Origin of the sequence: Actinopolymorpha singaporensis, from assembly GCF_900104745.1 — a bacterium.
GTDB classification, from domain to species: Bacteria; Actinomycetota; Actinomycetes; order Propionibacteriales; family Actinopolymorphaceae; genus Actinopolymorpha; species Actinopolymorpha singaporensis.
In genome coordinates, this window is record NZ_LT629732.1 from 3,864,122 (window position 1) to 3,878,685 (window position 14,564).

Here is a 14,564-nt window from a genome sequence, read left to right on the forward strand (position 1 = left end):
CTCGCGCCGGCCTCACGGGTCGTACGCCACTGCCCGCGTGCCCTACCCTGGGCGACCGTGAGCGCAGGTGGGACGTCGCGTCGGGACATGCTGGCCGCGATCGGCGACAGATACCAGATCCCGGTCGAGGACATGGCCGCGGTGCCGGCCCAGGGTGCCGCCAACGACGTGTACTTCCTCGGCGACCACCTGGTCCTCCGGATCCCACGTGGCGGCGGCGCCCGGCTGGCCGAGCTCGCCAAGGAGGCAACGATCATCCCCGCCGTGCGCCGGGTGGGGGTGCGTACGCCGGCAGTGGTGACGTACGACGACAGCTGTTCGGTCGTCAACGTGCCCTACCTCGTGGTCGAACGCGTCCCGGGTCGTGACCTGGCCGCTCTGGGTGCCGAACCCCGGACGGCAGGCGACACCTACCGGGACGTGGGGGTTGGTCTGGCACGTCTGCACCAGCTCACTCGCGCGCGCGTGGGCTCGCTACCGGGTGTGTCGCAACTGCCGGAGGACGACCCGCGGGCGCACGTGCTCCGGCTGGCTGAGAAGGGGTACGTCGACGTCGACACCGCCGGCTGGCTGGTCGGATGGTTCGACCGGTTGGAGCGCTGGCGGCCGGTCGACGTGGTGCCGGTCATCGTGCACGGTGACGTCTCTCCCACCAACGTCGTCGTCGAGAGTGTCGCCCCCGAGCGTGCCACCCTGGTGGACTGGGGCGACGCGGCCTGGGCGGATCCCGCCGTCGACTTCGCGAAGCTGCCGTTGCGCGCGGTGCCGTACGCCCTGCGGGGTTACCTGGACGAGGTGCCGCCGCGGGCGCTGGCGGAGGCCGAGCGCGCCTGGTCGGCGAGGGTGCTCTGGTACCACCTGTCCTGGGCGCTGCACCGCGTCGGCGACGTGCCGGCAGAGCCCGAACGCGTGTGGACCAGGCCGCCCGCGAGCCGCCTGTTGGAGCTGCTGCGGTTCTTCGCCGCCTCGCCGCCCGCGCCGTGGCCCGATCTGGCCTGACGACGCTGACGCTGACAGACACCGTCTGACACCGGCTGACGCCGAGACGCCGATGCCGACCTGACGTCGGCTGACCTGGGGCCGGTCCGATCGACCGGCGATCCGGCCGGATTCTTGTCCACAGGCCGCCGACCGGCCGGCTCGTCCACAGGCCCTTCGCGTTGCCCGCAACGGCATCCGCGTTCTTCGTAGCGTCGTCCGCGTGTTGCGTCGACGGTCTCCTCCCCAGCACCGGGCGAGGCCCGACGAGACCGCCCGTGCGGTCCGCCGGGTCCATTCGCTTCGCCGGTCACCTCCGCGTGCCGAGGGTGTCGCTGGGGGCTGGGTGCCGCAGCTCCCCGCTGAACGGGTTCGTGTCGCCAGGGCTCGAGCCGGTGCGGCACCGGGCGGAACGTCGTCGCGGGTGTGGCCGAAGGAAGGCGAGGAGCACATGCGGCAGCCCGACTACTACGCCGAAGAGGAACGGCCCCACCGGCCGCTCGACGACCTCGCCCAGGACCACTTCGCCCGGGACGACTTCGCCCGGGACGACGAGCTGCCGGCGGACGCGAGCGAACTGTCGCCGACCTGGGCGCTGCGCCGGGGCCATGTCGTGGTGCTGGCCCTCGTCCTGCTGCTGGCGGTCATCGGGGCTGCCGTGATGGTGATCCGGGACCGTCCCGTACGCGAGACGGTCAACGGGTCGGTGGCCCGTCCCACGGTGCTGGCGACGCCGGTGTCGGCGTCGGCACCGGCCGGCTCACCAACTCCGCAGCCGTCGCCGACGCTGGTGGTGCACGTGGCGGGCAAGGTACGCCGGCCGGGAGTGGTGCACCTGCCGGGCGGATCCCGGGTGTTCGACGCGCTCACCGCCTCCGGTGGAGCGTTGCCCGGAACCGACCTCGACACGGTCAACCTCGCCCGCCCCTTGCTCGACGGCGAACAGGTGCTGGTGGGCGTGACGCCACCGCCCGGCGCACCGGCCGCGGCCGGCGGAGGCCCGAGTGCGGGGCCCCCGTCGGCTGGCGCCCCGCTCGACCTCAACTCCGCCACCTCCGCGGAGCTGGAGGAGTTGCCGGGAGTGGGTCCGGTGCTCGCGCAACGGATCGTGGACTTCCGCACCGAGCACGGGCGGTTCGTCGACGTGGAGGACTTGCGAGAGGTCTCCGGGATCGGCGAGCGCACCTTCGCCGAGCTGCGCGACAAAGTGACGGCACGATGACAGGCCCGGTGAGGTGCACGGTGACGGCCCCGCTCCTTGGCGCTGTCACAGGGGGCGCCGACCGGCTCCTCGAGGTGGTGCGGACCTCGATCCGCGCCGGGGACAACGGCACGCCCACGCGCCATGGCGTTCGCGCCCCGGTCGACGCACGGTTGGTGCCGGTCGCGGTGACCGGATGGCTGTGCACGCTCGTGGTCCCGGTCGCGCCGGTCGTTCCCGCCGCAGGTGGCGCGGTCGTCGCGGCCCTGGCTGGGGTGGTTCTGCTCGGCCGCCGGTACCAACGTCGCGGTGCGCTCGGACTGTCCGCCGCGGTGGCCTGCCTGGGTGCCGCCGTCCTGACCGCGGTCACTCTGCTGCACGTGTCGGCGGCCAGGAGTGGGCCCGTCCCCGTGCTCGCCGCCGAGGCCGCGGTCGCCACGACCGAGCTTCTGGTGCGCACCGATCCGCGGGTGCGTTCCTCCCCGGGCCACCGCTCGACCTACGTCGTCCTGGAGGCCGACGTTCTTCGGCTCACCCGCCGCGGTGTGACGACCGCGGTGCGGACCCCGGTCGTGGTCACCGGCCCGGCGACGTGGTCGGAGGTCGAGGTGGGCCAGCGCGTGCGGGCCGTCACTCGCTTCGCGCCGACCGACCAGGGCGAGCGTGCGGCCGCCGTCCTGGCCGCCCGCTCGGCTCCGGCACTCATCGCGCGGGCCGGACCGCTCGACCGGGTGGCCAGCCGGCTGCGTGCCGGACTCCGGGCGGCCGTGGCCGGGCTTCCGGCGAACGAGCGCGGTCTCGTACCCGCGTTGGTCGTAGGTGACGTCTCGCGGATGCCCGAGCAACTGGAGGAGGACTTCCGCACGGCCGGTCTGTCACATCTGACGGCTGTTTCGGGCACGAACCTCACCATCCTGCTCGCGTTCGTGCTCGGTGCGGCCCGATGGGCCGGTGTGCGGTCGTGGGGCCTGCCGCTGATCGGTGCCGGCTGCGCCGTGGGGTTCGTGGTGCTCGCCCGACCCGAACCCAGCGTGCTGAGAGCCGCCGCGATGGGCGTCGTCGGGCTCGCCGGGTTGGCCGTCGGCTCCCGTCGCCACGGTGTGCCGGCGGTTGCCTGTGCGGTGCTGGTCCTGCTCATGGTCGATCCGTGGCTCGGCCGTACGTACGGCTTCGCGTTGTCGGTCCTCGCCACCGCCGGCATCGTCGTCCTCGGCCCGCCGTTCTCCGAGGCACTCGCCCGTTGGCTGCCCCGCTTCGCGGCGACCGCGGTCGGCGTCCCGCTGGCGGCCCAGGTCGCGTGCACGCCGGTGGTGGCGGTGCTCTCCGCGTCCGTCAGCGCGGTCGCGGTGGTCGCCAACATGCTGGTGGCCCCGGCGGTCACACCAGCAACCGTCCTCGGCATCGCCGCGACGCTGGTGTCCCCGGTCAGTCTGACCGGCGCGTGCGTGCCGGGCCACCTTGCCGGCTACGCCGCGCGGTGGATCGTGGAGATCGGCACGCGGGCGGCGCGCATGCCCGGCGCGAGCCTGACCTGGCCGTCGTCGGCTTTGGGAGTAGGCGTACTCACGCTGCTCTGCGTGGCGGCAGTGGTCCTGGCTCCCCGGCTGCTGCGCCGCCGCGGCGTGACGTTGGCGCTCGCCGGCAGCCTGGTGGCCTGGATCGTTCACCCCGTCCAGCCGCCTGCGTCGTTGGGCCTGCTGACCGGTTGGCCCCCGACAGGGTGGGTGGTCGTGGCCTGTGACGTGGGCCAGGGAGACGCCCTGGTGCTCCGCGCCGGGCCTCGGTCGGCGGTGGTGGTGGACACCGGTCCCGACCCCGCCTACGTCGACCGGTGTCTCACCAGCCTCGGCGTACGGCAGGTCCCGTACGTCCTGCTCACCCACTTCCACTCCGACCACACCACCGGACTGCCAGGCGTGGCGCGCGGCCGGGTGGTCGGAGAGGTCGGCATCCGTCCCGGCGCCGCCACCGGTGACGACGCCCGGCGCGTGCATGACTGGGCCGACTCCGCAGGCGTTCCGGTCGCCGCCGTCGCGATCGGTGAGGAACGCCAGGTAGGCGCACTGAGCTGGAAGGTCCTGGGACCGGCAGGTCGGCTGGCCGAACCCGAGAGCCGCGGTGTCGATGCCGGCTCGGGAGACTCGGAGGAGGGCGCGGCGGAGAACGACTCCAGCGTCGTGATCCTGGCGCGGATCCAGGGCATCAGTGTCCTGGTGACCGGAGACGTCGAGCCCACGGGCCAGCGCCGGTTGCTGTCGTCCGGCGCCGACCTGCACGCGACGGTGCTGAAGGTTCCCCATCACGGGTCGCGGTACCAGGATCCGGACTTCCTCCGGGCCGTCGGTGCCCGGATCGCGATGATCAGCGTCGGCGCGGACAACGACTACGGCCACCCGGCGTCGTCGACGATCGCGACCCTGGCGAGCGCCGGCGCCAGGGTCGTCCGCACGGACCAGGGCGGCGCGATGGCCGTGGTGAAGGACGGCACTGGGCTCGGGCTGGTCGCCCGATCTCCACCGAGGTGAGCGGGGAGCGGGGGCGCGTCACCTGTCGGCGGCCCGTGGGATGCTGAACGCGATGCCCAAGAAGTCCACCCAGGCGACCCCCGGCGACGGAGTCCTCGGGACGGTCACCCTTGTCCTGGGACCTGAGGAGTTGCTGGCCGAGCGCGCGGTCGCCGGCACCGTGCGGGCCGTCCGCGCTGCCGACACCGACGCCGACGTCACCGATCTGGAGGCGTCCGCTCTCACCGCCGGCGGCCTGGCCGAGCTCACCAGCCCCTCGCTGTTCGCCTCAGCGCGAGCCGTCGTGGTGCGCAACCTCGACGGTCTCCCCGCCGACTCGGTTGACGCCCTGGTCGGCTATGCGCGCTCACCCCAGCCGGACGTCGCGGCGGTGCTCGTGCACCGCGGCGGGCAGAAGGGCCGCGGAGTGGTCGACAAGCTCCGCAAGGCCGGTGTCCGGGTGGTCGCCTGCGACTCGCCGCGGCCTTCGGAGCTGCCCGCGTTCGTGGCGCGCGAAGTACGGTCAGCCGGTGGGCGGATCGAGGAGGAGGCCGCACAGTTCCTGGTCGAGTCCATCGGCCGGGATCTTCGTTCGCTGGCAGCTGCGACGTCCCAGCTGGTCTCCGACACCGACGGACAACCCATCACCGAGAGCGTCGTCCGGCGCTACTTCGCGGGCCGGGCCGAGGTGACCAGCTTCGCGGTCGCCGATGCCGCGGTCGCCGGCCGCACCGCGCACGCACTGGAGCAGTTGCGGTGGGCCCTGCGGTCCGGAGTCGCACCGGTACTGGTGACGTCGGCTCTGGCGGCGGGAGTTCGCGGCCTGGCGAAGTTGTCGGGGGCACCTCGCGGTCTGCGGGAGGCGGACCTGGCCCGGGAGATCGGTGTGCCACCGTGGAAGGTCAGGACGTTGCGCGGTCAGCTGCGCGGCTGGACCGACGAGGGCCTGGCCGAAGCGCTGCTTGCAGTCGCGCGGGCCGACGCCGACGTCAAGGGCGGCGCGGACGACGCGGAGTACGCGCTCGAACGCGCGGTGCTGGCGGTCGCGTCGGCCCGCACCAGCGCCCACCGCCGCTGAACGCCGCATCGGGTCGAACGCCGGCGGCCACCATTGCCGAACGCCGCACCAGGGCGAAGCCCCGCCACCACCGCAGCTGAGCGCCGCCTCGGGTTCGAACGCCGGCGCCACCGCCGCTGAGCCTCGACGCCTCATCGGGTACGAACGCCGGGCCCACCGCTACTGACGGGCGGGCTCTCGTCACGACAAATCGGAGAGGACTGCAGAAAAAGCTGCTCGGCCGGGACGCCGAGCAGCTTTTTAGCGTTTGCCGGAAGCGAGCCGCCTCCGGAAAGGACCTAAAGGGCGGCGGACCGCTTGAAGATCGCCGACTTCTTGTTGGCGGCCTGGTTCTTGTGCAGAACGCCCTTGGAGGCGGCCCGGTCGAGCATGCGCCCGGCCGCGCGGGCCAGATCCTGTGCCTTCGCCTTGTCGCCGGACTCGGCGGCCTCGCTGAAGTTGCGAATGGCCGTCCGCAGCGAGGAGCGCGTCGACTTGTTGCGGAGCCGACGGGTCTCGTTCTGCTTGATCCGCTTGATCTGGGACTTGATGTTCGCCACTGAGCTGAAGCCTCGATCGCAGGTCGTACGGGAATGGACACGCGGCGGGATCCGCCCGCGCGCGAACAGAGAGCTTACCAGCCGGGCAAACCAGTCCCCAACTGTGGGCGGATCGACCGGAACCCGGCCCGACCGGAACCTGACCCGACCGGAACCTGACCCGACCGGAACCTGACCCGACCGGAACCTGACCCGACCGGAACCTGACCCGACCGGAACCTGACCCGACCGGAACCTGACCCGACCGGAACCTGACCCGACCTCGAAGGACTCCCGGCGCCTACTCGGTCTCGGTGAGCGTGAGTGATCGTAGCCGTTCCCCGGCGAACCACGTCGCAGCCACGGTCGTGACGAGGAGCAGGACGACTCCGGTGCCGAGCCCGACCGCCGCCTCGATGTCGTCCCCGGCGATCAGCCGGTCGGCGACCGCGAGCGCCCACTGCTGGATGCTGAGCACCTGGGCGCCGGGTACGAACCCGCCGACCAGGCTCTCCCAGATCAGCGCGTAGATGAGGCCGAAGACGACGGCGTGCCTGGTGATCACGGCCAGCATCAGGAAGACCGCGCTGTAGGCCAGCCCGGCAACAGCGGCCCCGACCGCGAACCCGACAGCGACACCGTCGTCGAACCCGGACATGATCACCCCGGCCAGGAGCGTCGGGACGGCCGCGAAGGCCACCAGGCAACCCACCGCGACGGCGAGCTTCGTGACGACGATGGTCGGACGCGGCAACGGTTTGGCGAGCACGTAGATGATCGAGCCGTCGTCGATCTCCGGCCCGATCACACCCGTACCCGCGATCAGGCCGAGCAGCGGCACGATCGTGCCGAGGGCGAGGGTCTGCAGCAGAGTCGTGCCGACCTGCAGGCTGGGGCCGGTCACGAGCCGCAGGAGCAGTGCGAGAAGCACGAGCACCGCCGGCAGGACGAAGAGCAGGAGTACGCGTCGTTTCCCGAGCAGGGTGCTGGCGGTGAGCCTGGCGATCGTGGCGTTCATCGGTCTCTCATCGGTGTCTCATCGGGGCGGGCCTCACGCGGTGATGAGGTAGGAGAAGACGCTCTCGAGAGACTCGTCGGAGGGCGAGATCTCGTAGAGCCGGACACCCGCGGCGCGGGCCACCTGCGGGACGAGCCAGGTGAACCGGGCGAAGTCGACCGCCTGCACCCGCAGGCACCGCTCCCGGGCGTCGAGTTCGACACCGGCGGACGACCCGTCCGCGATGAGGGCCGACGCGAGCCTGCGGTCGTCACTGGAGCGGATGACGTACTGGTGCGGCCGGTCGATCATCAGCCGCCGGATCTCCCGGAAGTCCCCGGACGCGGCGTGCCGCCCGGCCACGACGACCTCGATGTGCGACGCGACCTGCTCGACCTCCTCCAGGATGTGCGAGCTGAACAGCACCGTGCGGCCGGCCTGTCCCATCGCCCGCAGCAGGTCCATCAGGTGCAGCCGCTGCCGCGGGTCCATGCCGTTGAACGGCTCGTCCAGCAGCAGAACAGATGGCCGGTGCACCAGCGCGGTCGCCATCTTGATCCGCTGCTTCATCCCCTTGGAGTACGTGCCGACGGCCCGGCTGGCGGCCGGGCCCATCTCGACGGTCTCGATCGCCTCCCGGGCGGCGGACCCGGGATCGGCGAGTCGGTGCAACTTCGCGTTCGCGAGGACGAACTCCCAGCCGGTGAGGCTGTCGTAGAGGGCTTCGCGCTCGGGCACGAGCCCGATGTCGCGGTAGGCGGCCTGGTTGCGCCAGACCTTCTCCCCGTCCAGCGTGACCGTGCCCGCGGACGGGGCGAGGAAGCCACCCATCATGTGGATGATGGTCGACTTGCCCGCGCCGTTGGGCCCGAGCAGACCGGTGACGCCCGGGCCGATGGTCATGGCGACGTCGTTGACCGCGACGACGTTGCCGTACCAGCGGGAGACGTGGTCGAGCCGGATGACACTCACGAGGCCGCCACCTTCCGATAGCGAAGCATCAGCAGGCCGAACGACCCGCCGACGACGAGCACGGTGACGAGTACGTACAGCAGTGCGCCCAACCCGCCGGACGGCGGCGGCACGGGGCTGGCGCTGGTGGCACCGAGCGCGACCACCTGCACGCCGTCCACCACGGTGACGGGGGAGAAGAGGCCGGCATACCCCGCGGCGGTCCGGTGGCCCTGCTCGCCGAGGATCGCCGCCACGAAGCTCGATCCGCCGTAGGTCACCGTCAGCACGGTGATGATGGCGGCCACCCCGAACCCGCGCCGGGTGGTGAGCGCCGAGATCACACCGGAGATTCCGGCGAGTACGAGGGCGAGGACGGCGACCCCGGCCAGCCCGGCGAGGAGCCCCTTCGTCTGTGCGCCGAACGGGTACTTCCCGAGCAGGGCGCCCGCGTACATCAGGACCAGCGGCACGGCCATCAGCAGGAACAGCGAGGCGACCAGCGCGGCGTACTTCGCGACCACGTAGTCGATCCGGACGAGGGGGCGGGAGAAGTACAGCGTGATCGTGCGGAAGCGCAGGTCACGGGAGAAGAGCTGGGGCGCCTGGGCAGCAGCGAAGATGGCGATGACCGCCTGGGTGTAGACGAAGTACCTCGTGTACGCGACGGGCGGGTCGGGCGGCTTGATGGCGACCGTGACGGCGACGAGGATCGCGGCGGGCAACAGCATGACCCCGCCCAGCAGGAACGGCAGGATCTTCGCCCTCGCAGTCCGGCCCAGGCCGTACGTCGCGCGCAGGCTCTGCACGAACAGCGATCGCAGGATGTAGCCGCGGCCGAGCCGGGGACCGTCGTAGCGGCGGTAGCCGATGTCGTGGATCACGCCGGCCGGGGCGGCGTACGACGTGCTCTCGGGAGGCGACGTGCTCTCGGGAGGGGATGTGCTCTCAGGGGGTACCGACACGGTGCGCTCCTCCCTGGTCAGGGCCGCCGACCGGCGGCTCACCGGCGGGGTCACCGGCGGCACCGGCACGGGCTCCGGCCTGCTGGCCGACGGCGCCGTCCCGGAAGATCTCCTCGATGCGGTGCCGGCGCTGCTCCATCCGGACCAGGCCGAGGTCCAGTTCCGCTGCGGTGTCGCGTACGACGTCGAAGATCTCCTCGCGGTCGATGTCGATCATCAGCAGCCGCCCGTCGGGCACCACGCGAAGTCCGTGGCCGGAGAGGGCGTGACCGAGCCGGTCGCGGGCCGCGGTCCAGTCGGGGCCGGAGTCGTACGGCGCGACCTCCACGACCATCACCTGGGTGGCGCGGGTGAACTCGGCCGTCGAGGAGGCCCGCAGCAGCCTCCCGCCGTCGATGATCACCACCTGGTCGCTGATCCGCTCGAGTTCGCCGAGCAGGTGCGACGTCACCAGGACCGAGATCTCGAAGTCGGTTCCGATCCGGTTGACCAGCCCCAGCATCTCGTCGCGGCCGGACGGGTCCAGGCCGTTGGTCGGCTCGTCGAGGAACACCAGCCGGGGATCGTGGACCAGGGCCTGGGCCAGTTTGACCCGCTGCCGCATTCCGGTGGAGTACCCGCCGATCGGGCGGTAGCGCTCCTCGTACAGGCCGACGTGCCGCAGGGTGTCGGCGGTGCGTTCGCGCGCGCTCGCCGCCGGCAGACCTGACATCCGCGCCATGTGGACGACGAACTCGGTCGCCGACATGTCGGGTGGCAGGCAGTCGTGCTCGGGCATGTAGCCCACTCGGTCGCGGATCGCCGGGCCCTGCGTGGCGACGTCGAGGCCGAGGACTGTCGCCTCGCCCGAGGTGGCCGGCTGCAGACCGAGCAGGATCTTGATCAGAGTCGACTTGCCCGCGCCGTTCGCGCCGACGAGCCCCGTCACACCGGGACCGATGTCGACCGTCAACTGGTCGAGCGCGGTGACGCTCGGGAACCTCTTGGTGAGGTCGTGGATCGCGATGACGGACACGGGACGAAAACTAGTGCCCCGGAGCCTGCGGGTGATCCGACTCGCGGACGAACCTTTTCCGTCATTCCCCTACGGGAGTGCCGTAGGCCACCGCCGGGGGTGCACCCGGAGCCGTACCCGGGACGGGTCCAGGACGGGCGTCAGCCGACCCAGCCGCGGCGCAGCGCGAGCCAGGACAGCGTGGCCTGGGCGTACCACGCCTGGTGGGCGCGGAGGTACGGCGAGCCGCTGACCGCCGGTTGCAGCGAGGAGTCGGCGAAGTAGCCGGCCAGGCCGGCGAGTACGGCGTCCACGGCGTCGCCGTCCGCGTTCTCGCCGAGGGGGTGCGCCGACAGCAGCGCGGTCGCGTCGTAGCCGTCACCGCACGCCGAGATCAGCACGGTCACGAGGTCCAGCCAGGCGGGGCCGCGGCTCGGCCAGTTCCAGTCGCAGAACCACACCCGCCCGTCGTCGCCCAGGATCACGTTGTCGTCGCGGAGGTCGCAGTGAACCACGCTGTCGCCGGCGAGGGCGGCCGGCGCGGCCTCCTCGAGCGTGGCGAGCTCGGCGACCTGGGGGTCGACGGTGGAACCATCGGCGCCGGACGCGCGGGCGAGTCGCCGCCAGTAGCCGAAGTCCTCGGCCAGCCAGTCGCCGGCCTGCGGCACCACCAGGCCCTCCGGTGCGGGAGTCATCACCTCGGCAAGGGCGGTCAGGGCGGTGAGGACGTCGGTGAGCTCGTTCGGCTTCCACGGTCGCGCCGGTGGCCGTCCGGGAACGTCGTCGAAGCAGAGCACCACCCAGTCGAACTCCTCCAGCGTCCACCGCAGCGCCGGAACCGGCGCCGCCGACGGGATGCGGGCCGCGATCCGCGCCTCGGCGCGGTAGGAGTCGGCGATCGCGGGGGAGCGGTCGGCGGACACGGCCTTAACGAACGCGCGCCGGGTGCCGCCCGTGCCACTGCCTGTGCCACCGCCGGTGCCGCCGTAGGCCAGCCGGGACGCGAAGCCCGGCGTGAACCCTGAGCCCTGGCTGGCGGTCGCCACGACGTCGCCGCCGAGCCGTTCGGCGATCCGGTCGCGCAGGGGTTCGGGCAGGTCGGCCCACTGGGGGCGGACGGCGGTCTCGCCGTGGGGCACCGAGCCGGCTTGCGAGGCTGTCACCCGCCGATCCTGGCAGCCGCCGCGAAGCTGCGGGGTCGTGGGTCCCGTGGTGGGCACGTGGTTCGCTACGGCCGGGGAGGGCGGCCCGGCTCAGCAGGCGCGCACGGGCAGCCCGGGGACAGCGGGTGCGCCCGGCGCCTCGGGGTCCGCGAGCAGGCGGAACGTCCCCGCGGCCTGCGCGGCCGACGGTGCGATCTCCGCGACCCCGGTCCGCCGGTCCGGCCCGGTGAACGCGAACCGCAGCCCGGTCGGCGTCCACGCGGCGGCGTCGCCGAGGTGGCCGTCGGGCAGCGGCAGCGCCACCGTCCGGTCGGTGTGCCGCTCGTAGACGAGCAGCCGGGAGCTGCCGCCCTGGTCCAGCCGGACCGCGACCTGTTCGCCGGTCACGTCGGCGGCCAGTGGCCAGGGGTTGTGCGGGCCGTTGAGTTCGGCGGGCCACTGCAGCCGGCCTCCGGGCGAGCACGCCCAGCCGATCCGGCCGTTGTCGTCGGCGACGACGAACAACCCCGCGTGGGGTACGGCGAACAGCAGGCGCACCGAGGGATGGTCGGGCCAGAGCTCCTCCACCGTGCCGCTGTGCAGGTCGACCGCGACACAGGTGAGGCGGCCCCGGTACGCCCGGTTGACCGCCAGCTGCCGTCCGACCGGGTCCAGCCAGGTCCCGCCGATCAGCAGTCCGGAAACGGTGAGCACCGGCCGCGGCTCGCCGTCGCGGCTCCTCAGCAGCCACAGCGTCGCGGACGGGTCGGAGCGGGTCGTGATCGCCAGGGCGAGGGCGTCGTGGGCGGGGTGGGGAAGCAGTTGCAGACCCAGCGCGGTGAGCGTGCCCAGGAGCCGGGCGGGCCGGTCCGCCCGGCCGAGGATGATCCCGTGCCGGTCCGGACCGGCGTGGTGCAACAGGACGCCGCCGTCGTCCAGCGGCAGCATCCGCGAGTGCGGGCCGGTGGGAGCCAGCCCGGGAACCGGACTCGGTGGCCGTGCCGGGTCCAGCGGCCAGTGCTCGACGTGCCAGCCGGCGACGCCGTCGGAGGCGAGGCAGGCGGCGTAGGAGCCGCGGGGGGAGAAACGGAAGGCGGTGCGAGTCAGCATGCGCGGGCGAACTCCTGGCCATCGGAACCCGGTCGACCGGCCGACCCCGGGGGTCGTACGCGGTGTGTACGCATATGACTACCAAGCGCACGTGGTCTCCGGTACGCCGCCCCCGTCCCGGTCTGACCGAGGGGCCCTCACCCGCGCCGCCCTGACCGGGTGGCGGTCCGTGGGATGATGAACGTCGTTCCCCCACCGACCGGAATGGATCGTCCGTGCCCGTACCAGCGTCCGCGCCCCAACCCGGCCAGACCGATCCGGCGATGATCCGGAACTTCTGCATCATCGCCCACATCGACCACGGCAAGTCGACGCTCGCCGACCGCATGCTCCAGCTCACCGGAGTGGTCGAGGAGCGGTCGATGCGCGCGCAGTACCTCGACCGGATGGACATCGAGCGAGAGCGCGGCATCACGATCAAGAGCCAGGCGGTCCGGTTGCCCTTCCAGACCAGTGCCGGCGCCGAGGCGGGTTCGACGTACGTCCTCAATCTCATCGACACGCCCGGGCACGTCGACTTCACCTACGAGGTCTCGCGCTCGCTGGCGGCCTGTGAGGGGGCGGTGCTGCTGGTCGACGCGGCGCAGGGGATCGAGGCGCAGACGCTCGCCAACCTCTACCTCGCGCTGGACGCCGACCTGCACATCATCCCGGTGCTGAACAAGATCGACCTGCCGTCCGCGCAGCCGGAGAAGTACGCCGCCGAGCTGGCCCGGATCATCGGCTGCGACGAGAGCGACGTGCTCAAGGTGTCGGCGAAGACCGGCGAGGGCGTGGAGGACCTGCTGCACGCCATCGTCTCGCAGGTGCCGCCGCCCGAGGGCGACCCGGGCGCGCCTGCCCGGGCACTGATCTTCGACTCGGTGTACGACACCTACCGCGGCGTGGTGACCTACATCCGGGTCGTCGACGGCAAGATCGGCCACCGCGAGCGGGTGCTGATGATGTCGACGAAGGCGTCCCACGAAACCCTCGAGGTCGGTGTGATCTCGCCCGACCCCACACCGTCGGCGTCGCTGGGCGTCGGCGAGGTCGGCTACATCATCACCGGCGTGAAGGAGGTCCGGCAGTCCCGCGTCGGTGACACCGTGACCCAGGCCGGCAACCGCGCGGAGAAGGCGCTCGGCGGCTACCGCCACCCCAACCCGATGGTGTACGCCGGGTTGTACCCCCTGGACGGCGACGACTACCCCGACCTGCGCGAGGCGCTGGACAAGCTGCAGTTGAACGACGCCGCGTTGCTGTACGAGCCGGAGACCTCCGGGGCGCTCGGCTTCGGCTTCCGCTGCGGCTTCCTCGGCCTGCTCCACATGGAGATCGTCCGCGAACGCCTCGAACGCGAGTTCAACCTCGACCTGATCTCCACCGCGCCGAACGTCGTCTACCGCGTCACCATGGAAGACGGCTCGGAGGTCGTGGTGACCAACCCGAGCGAGTTCCCGCGCGGCAAGATCGCCGAGGTCCACGAGCCGGTCGTGCGCGCCACCGTCCTCACCCCGGCCGACTTCATCGGCGCGGTGATGGAGTTGTGCCAGTCGCGGCGTGGGCAGTTGCAGGGCATGGACTACCTGTCCGAGGAACGCGTGGAGATGCGCTACACCCTGCCGCTGGCCGAGATCGTGTTCGACTTCTTCGACGCGCTGAAGAGCCGCACCCGCGGCTACGCCTCGCTCGACTACGAGCCCACCGGCGAGCAGGTGGCCGACCTGGTGAAGGTCGACATCCTCCTGCACGGCGATCCGGTCGACGCGTTCAGCGCGATCGTGCACAAGGACAAGGCCTACACCTACGGCGTGGCGATGGCGCAGAAGCTGAAGGACCTCATCCCGCGCCAGCAGTTCGAGGTGCCGATCCAGGCGGCGATCGGTTCCCGGATCATCGCCCGGGAGAGCATCCGCGCCATCCGCAAGGACGTGCTCGCCAAGTGCTACGGCGGCGACATCACCCGCAAGCGGAAGTTGCTGGAGAAGCAGAAGGAAGGCAAGAAGCGGATGAAGATGGTCGGCCGGGTCGAGGTGCCGCAGGAGGCGTTCATCGCGGCGTTGTCCACGACCGACTCGGGTAAGAAGTCCGAGTCCGGCGGCAAGAAGTAGCGGCAGTGCGGCCCCTGACGCGGCACTTGACGC

At 71.9% G+C, this 14,564-nt stretch carries 12 protein-coding genes; 5 read left to right on the forward strand and 7 right to left on the reverse strand.

Annotated features, from left to right (window positions below):
• Nucleotides 1–57 precede the first annotated feature (57 nt).
• From BLU27_RS17500 to holA, 4 genes are all read left to right on the forward strand, one after another.
• Nucleotides 58–999, forward strand: coding sequence for a phosphotransferase family protein (locus tag BLU27_RS17500; protein WP_157728619.1), 942 nt, complete (start codon nucleotides 58–60; stop codon nucleotides 997–999).
• A 430-nt stretch (nucleotides 1,000–1,429) separates the two neighbouring features.
• Nucleotides 1,430–2,200, forward strand: coding sequence for a ComEA family DNA-binding protein (locus tag BLU27_RS17505; protein ID WP_172804981.1), 771 nt, complete (start codon nucleotides 1,430–1,432; stop codon nucleotides 2,198–2,200).
• 20 nt (nucleotides 2,201–2,220) lie between these two features.
• Complete coding sequence (locus BLU27_RS17510) at nucleotides 2,221–4,704, forward strand: ComEC/Rec2 family competence protein (protein ID WP_172804982.1); 2,484 nt, start codon at nucleotides 2,221–2,223, stop codon at nucleotides 4,702–4,704.
• Nucleotides 4,705–4,756: 52 nt separating this feature from the next.
• Nucleotides 4,757–5,761, forward strand: a complete 1,005-nt coding sequence (gene holA, locus BLU27_RS17515) for a DNA polymerase III subunit delta (RefSeq protein ID WP_197681476.1) — start codon at nucleotides 4,757–4,759, stop codon at nucleotides 5,759–5,761.
• Between the two features lie 278 nt (nucleotides 5,762–6,039).
• Here holA and rpsT read toward each other — a convergent pair whose 3' ends face one another.
• The 7 genes from rpsT to BLU27_RS17550 form a co-directional block, all read right to left on the reverse strand.
• A complete protein-coding gene (gene rpsT / locus BLU27_RS17520) occupies nucleotides 6,040–6,300 on the reverse strand; it encodes a 30S ribosomal protein S20 (RefSeq protein WP_092654753.1) in 261 nt (86 codons plus the stop codon).
• A 280-nt stretch (nucleotides 6,301–6,580) separates the two neighbouring features.
• The gene (locus BLU27_RS17525; protein ID WP_092654754.1) at nucleotides 6,581–7,297 is read right to left on the reverse strand and encodes an ABC transporter permease; all 717 of its coding nucleotides are present in this window, start codon (nucleotides 7,295–7,297) and stop codon (nucleotides 6,581–6,583) included.
• Between the two features lie 33 nt (nucleotides 7,298–7,330).
• Complete coding sequence (locus tag BLU27_RS17530) at nucleotides 7,331–8,248, reverse strand: ABC transporter ATP-binding protein (protein WP_092654755.1); 918 nt, start codon at nucleotides 8,246–8,248, stop codon at nucleotides 7,331–7,333.
• Nucleotides 8,245–9,192, reverse strand: a complete 948-nt coding sequence (locus BLU27_RS17535; RefSeq protein WP_241827491.1) for an ABC transporter permease — start codon at nucleotides 9,190–9,192, stop codon at nucleotides 8,245–8,247. The genes BLU27_RS17530 and BLU27_RS17535 overlap by 4 nt, the downstream gene beginning before the upstream one ends.
• A complete protein-coding gene (locus BLU27_RS17540) occupies nucleotides 9,176–10,207 on the reverse strand; it encodes an ABC transporter ATP-binding protein (RefSeq protein WP_092654756.1) in 1,032 nt (343 codons plus the stop codon). The genes BLU27_RS17535 and BLU27_RS17540 overlap by 17 nt, the downstream gene beginning before the upstream one ends.
• 140 nt (nucleotides 10,208–10,347) lie before the next feature.
• Nucleotides 10,348–11,349: a phosphotransferase family protein gene (locus BLU27_RS17545; RefSeq protein ID WP_157728620.1), complete on the reverse strand. Its 1,002-nt coding sequence runs from the start codon at nucleotides 11,347–11,349 to the stop codon at nucleotides 10,348–10,350.
• 90 nt (nucleotides 11,350–11,439) lie between these two features.
• Nucleotides 11,440–12,438, reverse strand: a complete 999-nt coding sequence (locus BLU27_RS17550) for a hypothetical protein (protein WP_092654758.1) — start codon at nucleotides 12,436–12,438, stop codon at nucleotides 11,440–11,442.
• Between the two features lie 263 nt (nucleotides 12,439–12,701).
• Here BLU27_RS17550 and lepA point away from each other — a divergent pair, with 263 nt between their 5' ends.
• A complete protein-coding gene (lepA, locus tag BLU27_RS17555; RefSeq protein WP_092654759.1) occupies nucleotides 12,702–14,531 on the forward strand; it encodes a translation elongation factor 4 in 1,830 nt (609 codons plus the stop codon).
• The last annotated feature ends 33 nt before the right edge of the window (nucleotides 14,532–14,564 follow it).

Excerpts from the sequence above, each read along its gene's own strand:
- BLU27_RS17505 (WP_172804981.1), top strand. The coding sequence starts at position 1,430 with ATGCGGCAGCCCGACTACTACGCCGAAGAGGAACGGCCCCACCGGCCG.
- holA (WP_197681476.1), top strand. The coding sequence starts at position 4,757 with ATGCCCAAGAAGTCCACCCAGGCGACCCCCGGCGACGGAGTCCTCGGG.
- BLU27_RS17525 (WP_092654754.1), bottom strand. The coding sequence starts at position 7,297 with ATGAACGCCACGATCGCCAGGCTCACCGCCAGCACCCTGCTCGGGAAA.
- BLU27_RS17550 (WP_092654758.1), bottom strand. The coding sequence starts at position 12,438 with ATGCTGACTCGCACCGCCTTCCGTTTCTCCCCCCGCGGCTCCTACGCC.
- lepA (WP_092654759.1), top strand. The coding sequence starts at position 12,702 with ATGATCCGGAACTTCTGCATCATCGCCCACATCGACCACGGCAAGTCG.